This is a genomic window from Bacillus sp. EB106-07-01-XG149 (assembly GCF_058791555.1).
On the sequence record NZ_JBYTDP010000001.1, the window covers coordinates 545,585 to 566,715 of the forward strand.

14 protein-coding genes are annotated in these 21,131 nt (G+C 32.4%); 3 read left to right on the forward strand and 11 right to left on the reverse strand.

The window, feature by feature from the left end:
- Positions 1–11: 11 nt before the first annotated feature.
- Positions 12–362: a hypothetical protein gene (locus AC3WTA_RS02850; protein WP_033657795.1), complete on the reverse strand. Its 351-nt coding sequence runs from the start codon at positions 360–362 to the stop codon at positions 12–14.
- Positions 363–1,608: 1,246 nt separating this feature from the next.
- Here AC3WTA_RS02850 and AC3WTA_RS02855 point away from each other — a divergent pair.
- Both AC3WTA_RS02855 and AC3WTA_RS02860 read left to right on the forward strand, forming a co-directional pair.
- Complete coding sequence (locus AC3WTA_RS02855) at positions 1,609–2,193, forward strand: sigma-70 family RNA polymerase sigma factor (protein ID WP_000157852.1); 585 nt, start codon at positions 1,609–1,611, stop codon at positions 2,191–2,193.
- Positions 2,177–2,992, forward strand: a complete 816-nt coding sequence (locus tag AC3WTA_RS02860) for a DUF4179 domain-containing protein (protein ID WP_000010529.1) — start codon at positions 2,177–2,179, stop codon at positions 2,990–2,992. Before AC3WTA_RS02855 ends, AC3WTA_RS02860 begins: the two co-directional genes overlap by 17 nt.
- 758 nt (positions 2,993–3,750) lie before the next feature.
- On the opposite strand, the gene AC3WTA_RS02865 is transcribed toward AC3WTA_RS02860, so the two are convergent.
- The 7 genes from AC3WTA_RS02865 to AC3WTA_RS02895 all read right to left on the reverse strand — a co-directional run bounded on the left by AC3WTA_RS02865 (position 3,751) and on the right by AC3WTA_RS02895 (position 14,915).
- Positions 3,751–4,170, reverse strand: coding sequence for a fascin domain-containing protein (locus AC3WTA_RS02865; RefSeq protein WP_000819322.1), 420 nt, complete (start codon positions 4,168–4,170; stop codon positions 3,751–3,753).
- A 255-nt stretch (positions 4,171–4,425) separates the two neighbouring features.
- A complete protein-coding gene (locus AC3WTA_RS02870) occupies positions 4,426–6,633 on the reverse strand; it encodes a M60 family metallopeptidase (protein ID WP_000527924.1) in 2,208 nt (735 codons plus the stop codon).
- Between the two features lie 511 nt (positions 6,634–7,144).
- Positions 7,145–8,278, reverse strand: coding sequence for a hemolysin BL binding component B (hblA, locus tag AC3WTA_RS02875; RefSeq protein ID WP_001038658.1), 1,134 nt, complete (start codon positions 8,276–8,278; stop codon positions 7,145–7,147).
- A 31-nt stretch (positions 8,279–8,309) separates the two neighbouring features.
- Entirely contained in the window at positions 8,310–9,539 is a 1,230-nt protein-coding gene (hblD, locus tag AC3WTA_RS02880) for a hemolysin BL lytic component L1 (RefSeq protein ID WP_080014168.1), read from the reverse strand.
- A gap of 62 nt (positions 9,540–9,601) precedes the next feature.
- Entirely contained in the window at positions 9,602–10,921 is a 1,320-nt protein-coding gene (gene hblC, locus AC3WTA_RS02885; RefSeq protein ID WP_070168830.1) for a hemolysin BL lytic component L2, read from the reverse strand.
- 701 nt (positions 10,922–11,622) lie between these two features.
- Complete coding sequence (gene bla / locus AC3WTA_RS02890) at positions 11,623–12,549, reverse strand: class A beta-lactamase Bla1 (RefSeq protein WP_371410401.1); 927 nt, start codon at positions 12,547–12,549, stop codon at positions 11,623–11,625.
- A gap of 230 nt (positions 12,550–12,779) precedes the next feature.
- Positions 12,780–14,915 carry a peptidoglycan D,D-transpeptidase FtsI family protein gene (locus AC3WTA_RS02895; RefSeq protein ID WP_000744259.1) on the reverse strand — a complete coding sequence of 712 codons (2,136 nt, stop codon included), beginning with the start codon at positions 14,913–14,915 and terminating at the stop codon, positions 12,780–12,782.
- A 393-nt stretch (positions 14,916–15,308) separates the two neighbouring features.
- Here AC3WTA_RS02895 and AC3WTA_RS02900 point away from each other — a divergent pair, with 393 nt between their 5' ends.
- Positions 15,309–17,033 (forward strand): peptidoglycan D,D-transpeptidase FtsI family protein, encoded by a 1,725-nt coding sequence (locus AC3WTA_RS02900; RefSeq protein ID WP_000902384.1) that lies wholly within the window; start codon positions 15,309–15,311, stop codon positions 17,031–17,033.
- A gap of 46 nt (positions 17,034–17,079) precedes the next feature.
- On the opposite strand, the gene AC3WTA_RS02905 is transcribed toward AC3WTA_RS02900, so the two are convergent.
- The 3 genes from AC3WTA_RS02905 to AC3WTA_RS02915 form a co-directional block, all read right to left on the reverse strand.
- The gene (locus tag AC3WTA_RS02905; RefSeq protein WP_001060748.1) at positions 17,080–17,907 is read right to left on the reverse strand and encodes a hypothetical protein; all 828 of its coding nucleotides are present in this window, start codon (positions 17,905–17,907) and stop codon (positions 17,080–17,082) included.
- Entirely contained in the window at positions 17,897–18,430 is a 534-nt protein-coding gene (locus AC3WTA_RS02910; protein WP_000393076.1) for an RNA polymerase sigma factor, read from the reverse strand. Before AC3WTA_RS02910 ends, AC3WTA_RS02905 begins: the two co-directional genes overlap by 11 nt.
- A 600-nt stretch (positions 18,431–19,030) precedes the next feature.
- A complete protein-coding gene (locus AC3WTA_RS02915; RefSeq protein WP_000737779.1) occupies positions 19,031–21,001 on the reverse strand; it encodes a penicillin-binding transpeptidase domain-containing protein in 1,971 nt (656 codons plus the stop codon).
- Between the last annotated feature and the right edge of the window lie 130 nt (positions 21,002–21,131).

Genomic DNA, 21,131 nt, shown 5'->3' on the forward strand with positions numbered 1-21,131 from the left:
CACATATTGTTCTAGTGATTCCTTTTTATGAGAGAATAATGCCTTGCTTTAACGAAAATACAATATATGCAATAGACAATGATAGCTAAACTCCAACTGACACCATAGTAATCCTGTGTGTAGAAGTCATAACCTGCCTTAATACCTGTTTCCATTACAACTAACGTAAATCCTAACGCCACCCACTTGTTAATTTTCATCTTAATATACGTTATCGCTATAATTATTAAAAATAAAATATTTGTAAGGTAGTTTATCTTTAGCTCATATTTTTGAATGTATACTGCCATTATACAAGCAACGATATTAGTCGCAATGCCCAAGGCAACCACGGCTCTCCAAATCCTGTCCGAAATTCCCACTTCTAATTCAGTCCCTTCCTTAATCACATTCGTTCCTACACCCTATTCAAGGTATGCTGTATTATCCTTGTCTGATGAATATCTATTTATCTTTTCATATAGAGCAAACAAAATTTTTACTCATAATTTTTTCTTTATCAGGCAAACTAGGTTTAAGCCGTTTGAACTAGCGGCTTCACTCTTCTGGTAATGAGATAGTAATTTATAGTAATTGACTAACTCATTCAGTCCATTGGCACTGGCAGGCGACAAAATTGTTGTCTGCCAGTTTCATGTATACTTTTTCTAATTTCATTCCAAACCATACGTTCGCTTTACTGATTTTGAAAAGGACGGAATTAGATTTTGAATAAGTAAAAAAGATAAAGCTCAGTCCACTTTTGGTATAGGACATTTTCTTTTTACATATACTATTTTTGAGCCTTTTTACCAATACGTGTCCTATTGGTGTCTTAAATTCCTCCTAAAAAAGGGCGGCAGATACGACTGCATGCCCTTTTTTATTTATATTGCTGTTCTCTATCCAATAAACCAAATGAAAACTAAAAATGCACTATTACATATTCTGTTCAGTCCAGATTATGTTAAAATTTCTTATGTTGTTTATTTCATAGTCGAATTATGGTTTCATATCTAATTCAACAATATGTGAGCTGTATACCAAAAGAAAAGACACCCGAATGGTGTCTTTTCTTCTTTTAATCTAAAAAAACATTTTTCTTTTTCAGGAAGATTTAATTATCTCACTAACCCAAACCTCTAATTAAAAGACATTTTGATCACGGTGCTCAAGAGGGCTCATCTATATCAACATGTTAATATTTTAATTCCAAATCAATTTTCCAGCACTAAATTTGCTTTCTTAAAGATTTTCTGTCTTGTTCTTAATTTGGTCAAAATCCTCATATAGCTATACAAAAAATATATGCTATTATGATTTTAAGAAACTATGCGTTCCCTTAACCCTGTGACCCTGTATTTTTTACAGGGTCCTTTTTTATTTTATTTACTTTTATTTAGCTTACACGAGTTAATACACATGCCCATCAAGCTAAGATTATATAGGTTTAATTTCATATGAGATTTTCTCTTTTTTCTAAAGGTCCAGTGTAAATTCTTTAAAAATCTACGTATTCTATATACGTCTTAAGAGAAGATAAAAAAATATATTTTTTTATCAAAATTGGAACTTTATCTTGATTACTGTCCAATATATAGTGAAATCAATTTTAAGGAGGGTGCCTGTTTGGCTAGTAATGACAACATAAGCACATGGATAGACCGTCTGTTATCCGGTGACGAAGAAGCTTTTGAATATATATTTGATTTAACAAATCAGAGGATATATGACACCGTATTTGCCATAGTTAAAAATAGTCATGATACAAATGAAATTGTAAATGAGGTTTACTTTCAACTATGGAAATCCATCTCAAAATATGATCAATCTAGACCTTTTTTATTTTGGGTGAATGGCATTGTCTATAAACAAATTAGTCAATGGCGAAAACAAGTTTGGAAAAGGATGCGTTTATTTGAAAAACAGCATTCAATGCAGGAGTCAGTTGTAGAAATCCCAGAAAAACTATTACTTGAAAAGGAAACACAAAAGGAATTGCTAACATTGATTCAAGAATTGCCGTTCAAATTTAGAGTTGTGATAGTGTATCGTTTTTATCACGATTATACATATGAAGAAATTGCGGAATTATTACAAATCCCTATAGGTACGGTAAGGTCTAGAATTCATAGAGCGTTAGAAAAAATTCGGAATCAATCTAATATTGAAATTGATGAGGAGGAATATAAATCAAATGTCATTTTCAAATGAATTAAAAAAAGAAATGAAACAAGAAGTTCCTAAAGAAGTTAAAGAGCGTGCATATCACTCATTTACGCAAATTCACAAGAGGGAGAATAAAAAGAAATTGAAAAAGAAATTATTAATAACAGGTTTAGCGGCAGCTATCATTATACCAACTAGTACAATGGCACTAAATAACTCTTATTTTACGCAACCTCAATTAAAATTGAATGACATGATTACTGATCAAGTTAGAAAGTATGCAGCAGCGGGAAAATCTATACCTTTGGATCAAAAAATAACAGATCAAGGAATTACGCTTCATTTAAAAGAAATGTTAATCCAAGAGGATAAAATACTTGTTTACTACCGATTTGAACAACAAGATGGATTAATAATTCCGTATGAATTTAATACAAATGGATTGCATATCATATCCAGTGGTAAAGAAAAGGGTAAGCAAGTGGCAAGTCCAACGTATAAGAATGAAAAATTTAATACTGTAAGTGAATTGCGTTTTCTTAGTAACAATAATCTAGACAGCTATCAAAAGGATCGTATTGGTAATCCAAATGCACCGGATATTGGTATGTTTTACTTAACTGATGCAACAGGAAAGGCTTATGAAACTGCGCTGGCTTTTCATGATAAACCAGAAGGAGCAGTAGTTTTTGAAGAACTTCAAGGAGAAAAATTCCCTAATTCTTTAACTATAAACATCAATATTGATAGAGTTGGAAAAACAGAAGGAAATTGGAAAAACAAAATTTTAGTTGATGTAGAGCATAGATCCGTACAAAAGATTGATACGGATAAAAATCAGTAGAAATCATAGGAAAAATTCCGTACCTTATACTTTTCAAAAAGTATAAGGTACGGAATTTTCGAAATCAATCGGTTTAGTATCCTACTATCAATATCTAAATATTTGTGAAGAATACCAGCATGATGACTGTATTTAAGAATTAGTCCCCAAACAAAAAATAAGCTAAATTTACATAAATAACTGTAGAAAGAAAAATTTTGTTATGAGGGCATTTAAAATATTAAGTTGATAGGCATGGAGTTAATACACACCCAATTTCAATTAAAATCGTTTAAATCTTAGTTAAAATTTGAAATGATAAATCTATTAGCTTTTTTGAAAATTGTAATCTAATACTAGATATCTCAATGTATACTTCACTAAACACCAGTTAACACTATAAGCATAGTGTTAACTATCTTAATTGAATATTAATAATAATAAGTATAAACATTATCAATTTACTATATCTTACATTTATGTAAAAATAGATGTATGTTAAGCTTTTTCAAAATCTTTCCCCTAATAAAGATTTGAAGTAGCATTTCATGATTCTCCTTACAGTTAATATGCCTTGAAAAAGAACCCTATAGGGTTCTTTTTCTTCTTATTACATCTACAGCAGTTACTTATTTAACATACAAAAAGCGCTGACAATTACTTGTAGTCCTTTTTGTACCTAAATATACACTTGTCTTAAGTACTTAATCCTTTATTTTATTATGCATTATTATTAACTAAACATGTCATTATCATTTAGAAATATTACACTTCCAAATTTAGAAGTACACAATAACAAATCTTTCCCAGCTTCCAGCTACATAACTATTAGCTGTTAATTCTCTACCACCATTTGCTGATATAAATCTACCATTACTTAACGCTTGTAATACATATACCCTATTGTCTCCACCATTATATAAAATAAATTTTTCCCACGCCCCAATTAATGTACGATTTGCTACTACATTTCCCGATGGCTCAGCAGACACATATTGTAAATTTGCAGCTTGTATAGCAACAGTCCAGCTTCCATTAAATAGATTCACACCTTTTAGTGAACACGCATTTAATTGGCTGGCTGCCAATGCATCATTCGATGGGGTTATCATCATTATCATTAGAACCATTGGTAACACCATTAAAACTAACTTTTTAAAGATCTTATTACCATTTGCATGAGCTATGAACCTCTTCATTCCCATTCCTCCCTTAATATATAGCACTCATATACATCATACTAAATATGTAAAATTTTGTAATACAAGAGAGTCTTTATCAACAAATACCTTATTATTCTGTTTCTTTTTTCTCAAATCTATAGCACCTAAACATTGCTCTATTCTCAAACATATTTTTAAAATTAATTTAACTTTATTTTAAATAAAAGCTAAATAGCCGTTCATAATGAACGACTATCAAGCATCTAACTAATAATTTGAATGTTTTTCATGTTAATCTATTTTGTTTAATCCCGTTGAAGTAACTTGATAGATTCTTTTTTTGCCTATATATTCTTGTTTATTATTCTCAAGGTTAGTAAGTGTAGCCCGTGTCTTTTCATTTACTGCCTCCCCTTCTATATGGGTAAACTCGATATAATCTCCCACTTTGACTGGCACAGTTTGGCTTTCAGCAGTTTGCTGTCTATTTCCCACTATTTCCTTATTGTACATAACACTACCGGATGAATTCTGTACTTTGATACTTGTATACGTATTATTAAAATAAGAATGTGGTACGCCTGCCTCTAAATTCACCTGCATTTTCTCTGTTACCCCATTATAATTTATTTTTGCAATCTCTCTATCACTATATCCTTTTAAAGACCAGCCAAATTGATTCCCGTCTAAAACCGTTGTTTCTGGCATTTTTTCTACTTTTTTCAGACCTTCTTTTGTAACTTCGTACATTGCTTTTTTTCCAAAGCTTTCTTGTTTACTATTATCTATATTTGTTAAAGTAGCTCTATGCACACCTTCTAGATGTGTTAACTCAATATAATCCCCTACTTTAACTGGAACTTTTTGCGATTCAGCATTTTGTTGTTTGTTTCCATAAATGTCTTTCTTGTATACTACTTTGCCTGATGCATTTTGTACTTTAATACTCGCATATGTTTCATTAAAATAGTGATGCGGTACGCCTGCTTTTAAGTCCACTTGCATTTCTTCTGCCGACTTATTGAAATTGATTTTAGCAAACTCGAAATCACTAATTCCTTTCATTGACCACGCAAACTGTCTTCCTTCTAAAATATTATTTGCATTAGGCACATTTGGTTTAATCGGATTAGAATCAGTACCCTTCCAAATCTCTGCTGTTAAAATTGGATATCCTAATGCAGCCACTTTTTGAATGGTATCATTATTTGGACGTAATCCCCACTTCTCAAAGAAAGGCATCAAATTTTGTTTGGCTACTTTTGATGCTGAGATCATAAATAATTGTTTTTTATTTTCATCTGTTTGTGGAAGTTCATCAGAAGGCATATCTCTATACAATTGATGCAGTTTAGGATAGAAGTCTTCTCCATATGCTAATTGTAGTTGCCAAAGCATAACAAGCTTAACAAAAGCATCACTAATTTCATCATAATTTTTATTAGATTGTTCTAAGTATTGAAATGCCTTAGTATAAGCACCCTCTTGTTGCAATCTAAAAGGTTGATTAGATGTAAATGCTTTTTCTACAGAAAGGCTGTAAATATTATTTTGTACTTCTGTCATATTATAAAACTTCCAAGGTGATTGCTGTCTCAAATGCCCTGCCTCATGCCATGGACCCCAACCATCTTTTATAAATTTATTAATATCTAACACGTATTGGATTGCGTCTCCCACATATGCGGTTCGATAAGAAGTTGCATACATATAATAATCAGGAGAATGATTTTCTTCTACGTAATGAATATAATGTTTATCTGCTTGTTCTTCAGATAGTCCAGCTACTCTGTCTTGAATTCGAGTAGCTTCATCCATCTTTTTTAAGAGTTGTACAGGATCTGTATTAGAACCTAACAAATATTTCTTAACACGTGCCGGGCTGGCCGTAATTAATACACGTTCTCCTTTTAACTCCACTGCATGTGCATTTGGATATTGGTCCAGCATGTTTATTAAATCTTGTTTCGTATGTTTGCCTAGTTCAAAGAAAGGAGTAGTCGCTCCACCCGTTGTGACTGTTGTTCGAATAGTGCCACCTTGTTGTTTATTATAAAAATAAATCATCCCCCCATTTGGAGATTGGATTGTGTTTATACCAGGTTTTAATGTAAATAATTTTATTTTAGAATCTTCTCTCCAAGAAGCATCATACGAATACGTTCCAATGTATGCTTGAATATTTTGATTTCCTTCTACATTAATCGTTATTTGTTCATTTGGCTTTGCATATAAACCAGTGGGTTCATATGGACTAAATGCCATACTTTTTCTTTCCTGTTGTTTCAGTATCTCAACATCCCCTTTTCCTGGGACTGTATATATTCTGCTTTCTGATTTAACTGACTTTTCCTCTTGCAATGATGTCGATATTTTTTTTTGCTGCTTTGTTTCCTCTGCAAAGACATCTGATGAAGAAACCATTCCAGTCGTAAGCATAGTTACTGTAGCAGTAGCTGCAAGTATTTTTCTAGTTTTATATTTTGAGTTATTCCCCATATTATCTCCCTCATTTTCCCTTAGTACATGTAAGGACTATTATTTTATTTATCATGTTTTTACATCAAAAACTATTTACGCTATTTATGTTGTATCTAATACTCTATTTTTTCTCATAATAGTCTCCTTTTCTTTATTTCTAATTGTTTATAAATGTTATTTGATGACACATAAAATAACAACTTTACGATAAACTCATCAATAACAACCTATTATGTTTTGATTTAGTATTCTTAACTTCCATCTAATTGTATAAAAGTATTCAATTAGGAAAATAAGAATATAAAGCTCACTAATCATAGATTAGGTTTTACGGAAAAATTCATAAAAATCATTCACCTTAAAAATTCAAACTTGTATAACTACTTTCTACATATAGGATGGAATTATAAAAATATTTCAATAAAACAAAAGACAGAGGCCTGATTATACCTCCGTCTTTTCAATTTATAAAGAACAAAAAATCATTTTATAACTGTATAAATGCCCTTGCAACAAATACCGTATTCCGCTATTTTTTTGAAGAAACAGGATCCATTTTTAATGTTTTTATCCCTTCTTTTAATGTAAACGCATCCGCTCTCAATGTTTTCCAACTATCTTTCGCTGCATTCAAATTAGGTTTTAGGAATTTGAATTTATTTTGATCCGCTTTTTGGGATGCTTTATCAATATGACTAAGCACTCCCGAATATTGAGAATCTAAATCATGCCATTGTGCAGACATATAGGTAAGTGCATTAATAGCCGATCCAATCGCATTGTGCATTTCATTAATATTATTATACGCAACACCAACTACACGATTTAATGTTACTTTATAATCTATAGTCTGACGTAATTGTGCTAACAACGGCTCTAATGTACCTAAATTATTTCTTGCTACCCCTATCATTACACCACCAGCAATCCACGTAGGAATTGAGGGAATTGATACAGTTATTATTCCATCTGATTCTACTTGTTTAAAATGTCTAACTTGCTCTAAAACTTCATTTAGGCGCTTTTCATCTTCATCAATTCCAGATGCTTGGTTTTTCAGAATCGAATGCAAAATATCTTTATGACCTCCAAATGCCCGGACATCTTCTCCAATACTATCTCTTAACTTAGCTAGTTCTTGTATTAAATTCTGTGTATATGCTTGATTTTGTTTAATCTCACCTTGTAAATCTGTAATGCCTTCTTTTAATGTGTCTGCATCCCCTTCATTAATCGCTTCTACTAATGTGTCATAATAATTGTCGAATTTAGTATCATACTCTACAATCCCCGTCAGTGTATCTAAAAGTTGTTTTTTTATGTGTGAATCCCATTTCGTAGCATGCTCTCTTGCATTCTTTTGATCTTGTAGAATTTGACTAGGTAGATTTGTATATCCTTTAATGTCAATTCCTTCAAAGTTAACATCTGGGTTTTTAATTAACAAATAAGAGTAATCATTCATAGATTTTGCAAATACCCCAGCATCTTGCAAAGCTTTTTTCATCTTTTCGCTGTTTACAGAAAGAGATATATCTTCGGTACTAGTTTGTTCCATTTTACTTTCACTTGCGAAGGCTGCCACTGGAGAAACTACAGTAGTTGTTGTCACAGTTAAAAACGTCGATAAAGCAAGTAGTTTATAAGGAAAGTTTTTATTCATTTTAATTCCTCCTATACATATATATTGATTTTTAATTTGTTTTTTCTTGTTTAAAAGCAATGTCTTTTGAAATGAATTCTGCATCCTTATGAATATCATTCCAACTTTGTTTTGCAGCCTTTAAATCATCAGGTATTAAAGACAGTTTATGTTCTTGCATTTGGTCGATATTATCATATAGATCTTTATAATTCGCTCCCATCGTATTCCACTGTTGCTGAACATTCGTTAGAGACATGATTGCTTGATCCACTGTTTGATACAAATATGTCAACGTGTCTTTTGTATTAGTAAGTGAAATAACTGCTTGGTTAGCAAGATCGGCTTTCATACTTAATTCTCCGATTTTATTAGAAATTTCATTATAAGAGTTCATATGATTAGATGCCGCAACACCAGCTGCTGTTCCTAAACCGATACCAGCTGCCCCTAGAGCTGTTAGACCACCAACAACAGCTGGTGTCGCTGTGCCACCGGTCACAACAATTACTACCGCTCCTGCAATCGTTCCAATAACTAAAATAGCTGCTCCTAATCCACCACCAATTGACCAGGCTAATACATTATCAAAATGTGCTTTCTGCGTAGAACGTAAATTCTCAATTTCGGCCTGAAGTTGTGGGACTAGTGCTTGTTTTCCCGCTAATATAGCCGTTAATCCCCCTTGTCCATCTGGACCTCCAACATTATTTTTAAAATCTACAGTATTTGTATACAACTTTGTTTTGAAAGCTTCTAACATCTTAATAACTTCCGTAACTTCATTTGAATTTGTATGAATTGTACCGATTAAATCCCCTATTCCTTCTTTGAGGCCCGCCTTATCTTTCTTTTTTACAGTATCTACTAGTGTGTCGTAATAATTTTGAAATTGTTCATCATAATTTACAATATTACGTGCTGTCTTTTGAATGTTTGGCTTCGCTGTATCTAGCCAGTAATTTGCATTGATTCGTGACAGTTCCTGATTCAGGTGAATGTTTTTAATTAATTCTCCCCCTCCTGAACCTAATTCAATGTTGGATAAATTTACATTCGGTTGCTTAATCATTGTTTTTGCGTACAAATCCATTACAAGAATATGAGAGCCTGTTTCAGCCAATACTTTCTTTAACCCTTCAGGTCCTAACGCATAATTTTCTATTTGCTGTTCTTGTGCTGTCTGTTCTTGTGCAAGTGCATGAATAGTACTACCATTCGTAGCAGTTATAACCGTTGCTAAAGTGGCCAAAGTTATGACCTTAAATGGAAATTTCATTATTTGATTCTCCTCCTTATTTTCAGTTGCATTATAATTTTTTTGTTAAACCTAATTTCTTAATATTAAAATTTATTAACTTGTTCTTCGAGTTGATTTATTACATTCTTTAGTCGTCTTAATGTATCTTTTTGAGACTGAGTGTTATTCGTATCAACTTCATTCGATAATTTTGTAATACTATTATTTATTAGATTCAAATCCTCTTTATAACGTTTCATTAGCTCAATCTCTCTATCTACTTGATTAGCAAATGTATGCAAATCATTTTGCATGAAAAGAATCATTGATTTTTGTAAATCTGCTACTGTTAATTTAGTTGTTAAGTCATATAATTTTTGATTTTGTTTCTCTAAATCATTTAAATATGCTCTTTGCTCTGCTGTTAGTTTATTAATTTCGGCAAAGGTACTATATGTTTTTTTAATTTTTTCAGAATCAATCACTTTCATAAGATCATACTCTTTCGTTTTTGTAACTGCAGCTGCAGCAATTTCACCTTTTTTACTTTTCTCTATCGCTTCACGTGCTTCTTTTTTGGCAGCTTCAATTTCTATAACTGATTTTCCCTTTTCTGTTGCTTCTTGCTCTGCTTTCTTCTCTGCTTCTACAATAGCATTGTTTATTTCTTTTCCTTTGTTATACGCCACTACTGCGGTTTGAGCAGCCGGTTCAATGATATCTTTTGATAGACTATAAATTTCTTGGAATACCTTTAGCCCTTGTTCATTTAAAGCTCCTGGTAATAATGCTATTTGCTGTAAATCATTTTGAATTGATTTTTTTGTATTTAGCATTTCATTTTTTAACTTGTCTATTTTTCCTGTTCCCTCTGAACTAAGTACACTCTGTGCTTTTACCACATCTTTATCAAGATTTTTCAGTTTCTTATCTACCTGTAGTTTAAGATCTGTTAACTCATTAATCTGACGTTGCACGTTTTCTTGGTTTGTTATAGTCATATGTTGAAGAACTTCCAGTCTATCTAAAAACCCTTCTTTATCTTCCTTATTATCTACAAATCCTTTTAATGTTGGATAATAGCTATTAAATTTGGTTGCAAATCCTTTACTTTTTGAATTTAGTAGAATTAATTTTGGATATAGTTCTGAGGACCACTCTTTCATATCTTGTTTAATTAGAAATTGAGTTGTATTTAAAGATGGAACTTCTTCAAGTTGCACATTCGGACTTGCTAAGGCTCCATCTATAAAGGTTTGTGTTAATTTGGAGTGTGCACCTATTTTTCGTAATGCTGAGGAAATATCTATATTTTCTTGTTTCGTTTCTGCCTGAACGGTTGGCGTTGCGAGAGTATTGATAGGAATAGTCGCTCCAGTAACGATTGATGTTATTAAAAATCCTGTCATAATTTTATTCTTCATTCCGTACACCTCTTCACTATTGTTTTTTACAGTTTTAATCGTAAATGTTGTACAACCTAACGTTAGGATTTCTTCACACATACTTGAGGATAGAGATTTTTTCAAAAAAGTAATTCCATCTCGTTTTTTATTTATTTTTGAAAAAATATAAGGACCTTACTTCCCCCTCATTTTAAACACTATGTTTTTCATAAGTAAACCAGAAAATCGCTTTTGTTAAATTTGATTTTTCAGATATTTATTATTCAAATTATAAAATATTATATTTAAAAAAGTTAAATCCAAATTTCATTTCATAAAGTGAAATAATTATACTATGATAATTAAACATAAAAATCCTTTTATTCACCAAAACCTATATCAATCCCTCATCCGAAAATGATTTTAATATAATTTAATAGTAATTGACGCATATGTGTCTTTTAGATGGATATGTAAAATTACATATCCATCTAGGAGTAACTAGCATACATACGCCAACAATATTATTATCGTATAAATAATAATATTGTGACTACGAACACCACAGGAGAAAACTCCCCTCATGCACTCTAGGGGATAGAATGTCTATGTAATAAAATTTTTTACTTATATACTTACTATTCATTATAGAAATACAAAAAAGCGATTCTTTTCACATGAAAAGAATCGCTTTCTAGGTTCATATTTTCAATTACGTTACATAAAGAATTGAGAAATTATCATTTAAGAGCCTTAACTATCATTTCAGTTGCCTCTGCAATTAGTTGATTATCATAGGTAGCCTCTTTCTCATCTTTACTAGATAAAATTGCGATGATAATGGGTGCTCTATTTGGCGGCCAAACGATAGCAATATCATTTCGTGTCCCATAACTTCCAGCTCCTGATTTATCTCCAACTATCCAGTCAGTTGGTACGCCTGCACGAATAAGTTTGTCTCCTGTAGCATTTCCTTTCATCCACCCTGTAAGAATGTTACATTTATGAAGCGGAAGCGCATTTCCGACCGTAAAAGCTTTCAGATTCGTAGCAATTGCTTTCGCTGTACTAGTGTCACGAATGTCTCCTGGAATAGCCTCGTTTAATTCTGTTTCAAAGCGATCAGACATAGTAACCCGATCACCCATCTGTCTAAGCGCTTTTTCATATCCTTTTGGTCCGCCTATTTTGTTAAATAAAATGTTCCCTGCAGTATTATCACTGTTACGAACAGCAGCCTCAGCAATTTCTCCTAGTGTCATTCCAGTATCTATATGTTTCTCGGTAACAGGTGAATAATCCACTAAGTCTTCTTTCGTATAAGTAATAACTTCATTTAATTTCTCAGTAGAGTTTTGCTGTAGTAATACCCCTGCCGCTAACGCCTTGTATGTTGATGCAAAGGCAAACCTTTCGTTAGGTCGATAAGAGATTGTTTGATTTGTACCAGTATCAATCGCATATACACCTAATCGTGCATCGAATTTTTTCTCAAGTTGAGAGAACTCTTTATACGTCGCCTGATGTTTATGCTTCACTTGTCCTGTCTTTTCTTTCGCCTCAACTTGCAATGGCCCTCCTTTAAAAGCTTCTAAGCTTGTAAGACTTAAACTTAATATACCAACGCATATACCTATTTTTAGCATCCTCTTATTTTTCAAAATCATCATTCCTTTCAAATTTTCAACATCTGTTTTTATACGTACACATAATAGACCATCTAAGAAACAAGTTTGTTCCATAAATTTAAAACTTTTTAACTAGTAGCCAAGATATTAACAAAATAAAAGATAGCAGCTACGAGCGCCGCTATCTCTTATTTCACATCTCATTTTTTTACTTATAAATACCTTTATATAAACAGGGTCTCTTCCCTGAGAAAAGTACTAAAATCTTATTAATTTTGCTTAGAAATACCTGTACTAGGAGCTCCCCCCTGTATACGTTGCTGTTTCAAATCAAAGTATACATCTAAAACTTCTTTTCCAATTATAGAATTAATTCCACTTTTATCGTTATGAAGCCATGGAACTACTACAGAAAATGCTACTTCTGGATTATCATATGGAGCATATCCAACTAACGTTAAGTTGTAGCATTCCATACGTTCTCCTTTTGCATTTCTACCAATTGGATCATCTCCACCATAAACAGTTTGAGCTGTCCCTGTCTTTCCTGCTGGTTTATATGGCGCGTTTTTGAAATACTTCACGCCAGTTCCATCACCTTCTTGGAATACCCATCTAAACCCTTCTTTTATCCGATCAATATGTTCTGTCTTCATATCAATTCGATTTAATACGACAGGCTCTATAGAGCGTATAACTTTGCCAACCTCTTCTTCTTTTATTGATTGCTCTCGTATTTCTTGTACAATTTGAGGTTGCATTCTATACCCCCCATTAGCAATCGTTGAAATATATTGCGCCAATTGCAACGGTGTATACGTATCATACTGCCCGATAGAAAAATCTAGTAAAAACCCAGGCTGACTATCTACTTTTCTAGTTTGTCCAATTATTTCATTCGGTAAATCAATACCTGTTGGAACTCCTAATCCAAATTGTTTAAAATAATAGCGCATCGTATCAAATGCTCCTTGTTTTATATCCAACGAACCATTTGGTACGTAATTAACTCCCGCAATTTTTAAAGCTGTCTGGAACATGTATACATTCGAAGATACTTGTAGCGCTCGTAAATCATTAATATTACCAAATCCGGATACATTCCACGATTTCTTAGCTTGTGTACCTTTAAATTTCATAGGTGCATCATAAAATTGATCTCCTGGCTGTATTGCCCCTGTCTCATATCCAGTTAATAAAGTTGCACCTTTTACAGCTGACCCTAGCTCATACGAGGTTGTCATGTTACCTAATGCCAAATCTTCAATCTCTATTTTCCCTTCTTTTTCTACAATCTTTTTGCCTGCCATAGATAAAATCTGTCCGTTATTTGGATTCGTCATGACGACAAAAGCTCGGTCCAACAGTGGCTCTGAACTCTTAAACGCTCTCAAATTTTTCTCTATACTTTCTTCCACTTTCTTTTGTAATTCCATATCAATCGTTAATGTTAAACTATTACCACTTTTTCCTTTAGAGATTATTTCTGTGTTTATAATGTTTCCTGATTTATCAGTAATGTTTTTCACTTCTTCTTTTGCACCGTGCAAGACATCTTCATATCGTTGTTCAATATAACTTTTTCCTACACGATCATTTCGGTTATATCCACGTACCAAATAAGAATCTAAGTTTTCTTTCGGTAATCCTTCTTCACTACTCGTAATATTACCTAACACGGAACGAAATAGATTACCATTTACATAATTACGTTCCCAATCAACTGTTGCATCTACTCCTGGAAACTCAGCAAGGTTTTCACTTATTCGCGCATACTCTTGATCTGTTACATCTTTTTTTATAATTTGTGGTGTTAGTTGATAACCTGAACTCATTTTACTTTTAATAGCTAACACCTTTAAATCTTGTGCTGTTAATTCTGCCAATTCTAATTCTGTAACACGACTTCGTCTTAAGTCTTCTATTTTTTTATCTAACTCTTTTCCTTCTATTCCCTTATCTTTTAACTTTTCAATATCTTTTTTAGTAATCATTGTCTCCGCACGTTTCGTATTCAACTGCATCCAAAAATCTTTTTTATCGATATCTGTTAATTTATTTATATCTTGTTCAGACATTTCAAGTACTTTCGCTAAGTCGTTTGCTGTTTTTAAAATATCTTCACTAGTAATTCCCTTTACCCTTGTATACGTAATCGTACGAAGAGATTTATTATTAACGACTGTTTTCCCTTCTCGATCTAGTATTTGTCCACGTGGAACTGGTATACTAGTTGTTTCATTTTGACTGCTCTCCACTTGGTTCTTATAAGCCTCTCCCTCAACGATTTGTACTTTTCCTAGCTGCATAATAATGGCTGAGAATAGTAGAAATATGCAAAGGAACATTATATTTAATCGAATAGATATATATGTCTGCTGCTTTTTTTCTTTTTGTTTTTTCATAAACCCTCCATATAATTCTTCCGGAACTCCTCACTAATACTTAGTAAATAAATACGTTCCCTATATATTAGAAATCACCATTCAGTTATAAATAGTGTCTTATCTTTTTTTCTACATCCTTGTAAGCATCAAGCCTTCTTCGTTTAGCCGCGTAATCGATAAATCCCCTTTCCTGTTTTTCTCTCTATTTTTTTATTGCTTGCATTAGAAATGCTAAACTGTATAATGACTCATATTAAGCTTACACATAGACTTGCTAGTAACTTTTCATACTAATTATTCCTTTCTTCATGCTGTTATACTTAATAGACAACCTAAATAATAAAATTGTTCCACATTTACAAAAAAAATAATTAACTATAAGATGAAATAGGCTACATAAGGGAGGGTTATATGTTACATATAAAAAGATGGAGATTTTTTGCGGTTCTTTCTATTGTAGGTTTGATTTTACTAATTTTATTAAAAATCAACTTCATCTCAATTACTATCGCAACTTCTTCAGCTGAAAGAGGAAAAATTTCCGATCAAAATGGTGTAATACTAGCTACAAATAAGAAAGTTAAGTCTCTATATTGCACTTCTAATGATGAAAAGGTATCGAATCAAGATACATCAAACACATTAGCTTTTTTTAATCAATTTTCAAACGAGTTTCAACATGACATTTCGGCAGAGGACATAAAATCACAATTACAACAATCTTGTAAAAAGCAGACTATGAATGATATACCGTTATACTCTGACATAAATGAGAGTGAACTTACATTCATAAACAAGAAAAAACCCAATAATGTAATAATTAAAGATGAATGGATTCGATATTATCCTAAACACGAAGTTGGTTCACAGCTAATTGGGTATGTAGAAAATGACCTTAATTCTAAGTATGGATCCGTTGGAAAAAGCGGGATTGAGCTGCAATATGAAAATGATTTAAAAGGAAAACCCGGAAAAACTCTTATTTTTAAAATGAATAATAAAAAGTTCTTATGGAACATTCAAAAAGTACAAAAAGGAAAAGATATCCGGCTAGCTTTAGACTCTAAGTTGCAGCAAAAAACAGAGGAAGCATTAAGATCTCAAATCAAGAAAATAACTGATGTTAATGCTGGTTACGTTGTGGTAACCGATGTGAAAACTGGCGCAATTTTAACTATGGCCAACTCAGCAGTGTTTGATCCAAATACATTATATGAACAAGTATCATCTAAAAAAGAAAACATCAAATCACTTTCGCAAAATAAAGCAATTCAAAAATTAAAGTATGGTGAATCTTATGTAAATATGGCCTCAACTATAAAGCCACTTACTATTTTAATTGGATTAAACGAAAAGCTTTTTCAACCTGAAGATACTTATTTAGATAAAGGTACTTTTCAATATGATAATCAAAATAACATTACGAATGCACCTGGAACGCCAACAGGTGAGATTACACCGAGGCAGGCTATCATTAATTCATCTAACACATTTATGACAGCAAAAGTAGCTCTACCCTTATTCAACCAAAATAATGGGAATATAGAAAAAGTTGCACATATATGGACAGAGTATTTAAAACAATTCGGCCTTCGTTCTAAAACCGGGGTTGATTTACCTTTTGAAGAAGACGGACAATATGAATTTCATCCAACAAACAAGTTTGAAAATGGTATCTCCGCCTTATTAAATGCCTCTTGGGGAGGAAATGAAGTACACACGCCTCTTCAACTTGCTCAATATGCAGCAACTTTAGCAAGTAAAGGTGATAAATATAAACCTCAAATCTTAAGTGCTATTATTGATCAAAATGGTAAGGAAACCAAAAAGTTTAAACCAATTTTAGAAAGTTCAAATCGTTACCCGGTGAAATTTTGGAGTGTCGTGCAAGGTGGGATGAGCCAAAATATAGAGGAAATTAAAAACTTACCCTTTCATGTCGCAGGTAAAACAGGCATAACAGGTGCTCCGAATGAGCAAGAAAGAATGATAAACCATTCTCTTTTCATTGCATATGCTCCTACGGAAGATCCACAAATTGCCGTTTCTGTCGTTATTCCTGGTAGTAATTCAGAAAAAAACATTGCTGCTCTCGTTACATCAGAAATTTTAGAGTACTGGAATACTCTTCAATAAGAGAATAAAAACAAAGAGGAAGGTTCATTAAAGTGAACCTTCCTCTTTACCATATAGAATCTATATTCATTATTTTCCATTTACCTTCATGATCCTTTTCGAACATGAAAGAATATTTAATATCAGTTAAAACATACTCTTTTTGTACATATCCAGTATTACCGCTAATTGTCGATACTTTTATATATCCATTATTCTGCACTTTTTCTGGAATCCAAGCTTTTACCATTTCATTAGATACTTCATATAAAACTTGTGATTCTCGCTTTGGTTCAGCTAAAATTTTCGTTTTATTTCCAGTAACAGTTGCATATATATAATGCGCTTGCTTTGGTTCGTTACTTTCTGTCAATCCACTTGGTACTTTGTATACTTTTTTTGTATCATTTGCAAATTCTCCCCCCATTGTAAGAGCGACTTGCAACTCATGAAAAATATCTTCATCAAACTTCAATTCATCCTTCTTATAACTCTTCCCTTTAAATAGAACTTCATCATTTAACGCTCTATACAAGTCATTTTCATTTTTTGAATTTGTACTTTGATATAATTCATTCATAAATTGTTTTAATGTTGGATCTTGAGCAGACTCATCTTTAGTTTTAGGCTTAATTTGTGTACTACTTTGGACCGGTGATTTATTATCATCAAGCCATGGTTGTTGAACGATAACAAATAACATTGTACAAACCAAAACAACTACTATAGGCAATGCTCTTTTACGAAACGGTCTTTTATGTTTTACAAGATCCGCTTCATTATTTTCATATATAGACTGCTTTATTTTAAAAATAAACTCTTCTTCATCTTTACGATTCTCCATTGGGCCTTTTTTTAATTGTTTATACCAGTCAGGATTTTGTTTATTGTTCATCACTACTACCCTCCCCTATTAATTTTGAAACCTTACTTCTCGCTCGGCTTAATCTAGATTTTACAGTTCCAATGGATACTCCTAGTGTTTCGGCCATTTCTTCATAAGATAATTCATATTTCGCGTCTAAAATTATTATTTCACGGTGTTTTTTAGGTAGTTTTAATACAACATCCCACACTTCATTCATTTCCTCTTGATTAAAAAATTCTTTTTCTGCCGATGGAGATTGCTTATCATCACTAAAAAAACCTACTAATGATATCCTTTTAAAATAGGAGGATTTCAAATAGTTTATTGCTGTATTTCTTGTAATTTTTAATATCCACGTTTTAATAGATGACTCCTTTCGAAATGAATTCCAATTTTTAAATACCTTTATAAATACATCTTGCGTGATATCATCTGATAAGTGTGGATCTTTCGTAATAATAAATGAATAATTCCATACATCTTGCCAATAGTCTTTTATAACATAGTCAAGCTCATCATGAATACACTTTTCAATAAACGTCTCTTCCATTTCCACACCTCGAACTTATTTGAATAAAGATAAAACTGCCCTCACTTTTATTATGGTTTCAATATATAGACAAGATACAAGTTTCATTTGTTCCGTTCTTTATCTTTTTTTAATAAAAAAATCCTCCTAAAAATGTAAAGGTGTGCAATTACTTTCATAAAATAATCATCTATACATTCTTTTACATGACAGGCTCCGAAAAAACAAGTAAAGCATACAATGTTAAAAATACACTCATAAAAAATCTGATTATTATTTGTGCATTTCACGCAACACTCCACTTGTATCACCTTTTTTCTTAGAGCATACTTATTTGTGTGCTCTATTTATGTTTTACTAAATAACTGTTTTGTTAACGTTTATAATTCCCCCTCACTTGTCCCTTTCAATTTGTTTTACTCTTCTATTTACTATTAGCAATACCAACCTTTCAAAAATGAAAACAAAGATGTGTTATTATCTTTATTCAGCCACACCAAAAAAGCATTCTCAATTAAGGAGAATGCTTTTTCGAAACTTAATTGTTCTTTGTATTGCTCAATTTATACCTTCGTGTTAAGCAAACAATGAATGTAGTAAAAGATTTCACCTTATAGTTACTTATTTTTTCTGAAAAACATGTTTTACTTTTTCGCCTGGAACGTTACTCCCCCCTCTTCCTTTTACATCTTCGATCATCATGGTAACGATCATGTCGGGCGCATTTGCATCAAAAGCTGCAAACCATCCAAGTTCTTTTCCGTCTGCTTCTTTCGACTCCTTCAGTTCTGCTGTACCGGTTTTACCAGCAAGAGTTATACCATCAACCTTAGCAATTCTCCCCGCGCCATCAGGGTCATTAATGACTTTTATTAATGCGCTCTTTAATATCTCTTGATTCTTTTTAGAAACCACATTTTCTTTCCAATTCCCCTCTACTTTTGCTTCTTTTAAAAGATGAGGCGACGGAATATTCCCTTCATTCACAATCGGTGCATATGTTAATGCTAAATGGAGTGGTGTCATTAATACTTGTCCTTGTCCATATCCCGTGTCTGCTAGTTGAATATCATTTTTTATCCCATCTCTTGCAATGATTGAAATAGGAAATTCGTATTCGATTGGTAATTTTTCATAAAATCCGTATTTCTTAAATTCATTTACATACTGATCTTTTCCCATTTTCAAAGCTTGTTGAGCAAAATAAATATTATCAGAGTACTTCATTGCCTTATCAAAATCAATTGGACTAGCTTCCTTCACACGTGTTACATAATAATTTCCCCAAGATGAATCTTTTGCCCACTTTAATCCTTGAATTTTAAATTCTTCCTTAGGGTTTATAGTGTTTGTTTCCAAACCAATTGCACCAGTAATCGTTTTAAATACGGAACCTGGTACAAATGCTTGTGTGAAACGATTCATCATTGGTAGTTTTGAATCGTTATTCCATGCTTCTCGTTGGGCTTTTGACGCTCCTCTAACTATTGTATTTGGATTATAAGCAGGGCTACTTACAAGTGCTATAGTTTCACCTGTTTTAGGATTGACCGCTGCACTAGATCCTGCTTCATTTTTCATCTCATTAAAGATTTTTTCTTGAATTGCAGCATCAATTGTTAACGTAACGTTTTCCCCTTCTTTTGCTTCTTTTTTTGCTACATTTTTAATCTCTTTTCCATTCTCATCTTCTATAAATACGCGTCCACCTTTTTCGCCACGCAATTTATTCTCTAATACTTTCTCTAAACCTGTCTTACCTACTAAATCATCAGCTTGATAACCTCTTTTTTGAAGCGATTTTAACTCCTCTGCATTCACCTTTCCTATATATCCAGTTAAGTGTGCCGTTGCTTCTCCTAATGAATACGTACGAATATTTACTGGGCGAGATGATACTCCTTCTAATTCAATATAATCATTCTGTCTAGTTCCCTCTTTTAAAATCCCAATTGGTACAAAGGAGTCTGGTTTTATCCATTTCGCTGTAAGCTTCTGATCAACCTCTTCTATAGACATATCCAGTAACTGTGCTACTATTTCTTTTGTTTGCGCTGCCGTTTCGCCTAGTTTCTCTGGAATAATTCCAACCTCAGTCGCTTTACCATTCGTTGCTAGACCCTTCCCATTTCGATCATATATTTCTCCGCGTTTTCCTTGTTCTATTTGCATACGTACTTTGTAATCTTTTTTCATACCTGGAAAAATGAAATCTGGTGTCCAATCTATTTTCCAAGATTCTTTTTCTTTCACAAGTTTTGCTTCATGTATAAATGAAGCTGTTCCTCCATCCGTATCCATCTTAACTTCAAAAAGAAAAAGTTCTTTATCTTTAGCATTCTCTCCTTTCGTTTTAATTTTTAAATCCTTAACTCCAATACCCTCATAGATTTTTTGATATTTCTCGGTGAATTCCTTTTTAGAAATCGTTTTTTGGGCATGTTCTGATAAATGATCATACATATTTGCGAATTTTTTATCATTCCATAAATTTATATATTCTTCAAATGCTTGTTTTGGCGGTTCGTTTTTATTACATCCTACCAACATAACTGCAAAACAAAAGAAAACCAACATCCATAATTTTTTCAATTCAATCTTCTCCCTTAGTTAAAAATATTTATTCCTTTCTTGATATATTAAATAAAAAATGTTGTAACGCTTAATAGACAGTGTAAGTAATGAGATTGTTCCATATTTACAAAAGAAATTAATTTATGGT

Coding starts and splice junctions, on each gene's coding strand:
- AC3WTA_RS02860 (WP_000010529.1), top strand. CDS start 2,177: ATGTCATTTTCAAATGAATTAAAAAAAGAAATGAAACAAGAAGTTCCT.
- AC3WTA_RS02870 (WP_000527924.1), bottom strand. CDS start 6,633: ATGGGGAATAACTCAAAATATAAAACTAGAAAAATACTTGCAGCTACT.
- bla (WP_371410401.1), bottom strand. CDS start 12,549: ATGATTTTGAAAAATAAGAGGATGCTAAAAATAGGTATATGCGTTGGT.
- AC3WTA_RS02865 (WP_000819322.1), bottom strand. CDS start 4,170: ATGAAGAGGTTCATAGCTCATGCAAATGGTAATAAGATCTTTAAAAAG.
- AC3WTA_RS02895 (WP_000744259.1), bottom strand. CDS start 14,915: ATGAAAAAACAAAAAGAAAAAAAGCAGCAGACATATATATCTATTCGA.
- AC3WTA_RS02900 (WP_000902384.1), top strand. CDS start 15,309: ATGTTACATATAAAAAGATGGAGATTTTTTGCGGTTCTTTCTATTGTA.
- AC3WTA_RS02910 (WP_000393076.1), bottom strand. CDS start 18,430: ATGGAAGAGACGTTTATTGAAAAGTGTATTCATGATGAGCTTGACTAT.
- hblC (WP_070168830.1), bottom strand. CDS start 10,921: ATGAAGAATAAAATTATGACAGGATTTTTAATAACATCAATCGTTACT.
- AC3WTA_RS02905 (WP_001060748.1), bottom strand. CDS start 17,907: ATGAACAATAAACAAAATCCTGACTGGTATAAACAATTAAAAAAAGGC.
- hblA (WP_001038658.1), bottom strand. CDS start 8,278: ATGAATAAAAACTTTCCTTATAAACTACTTGCTTTATCGACGTTTTTA.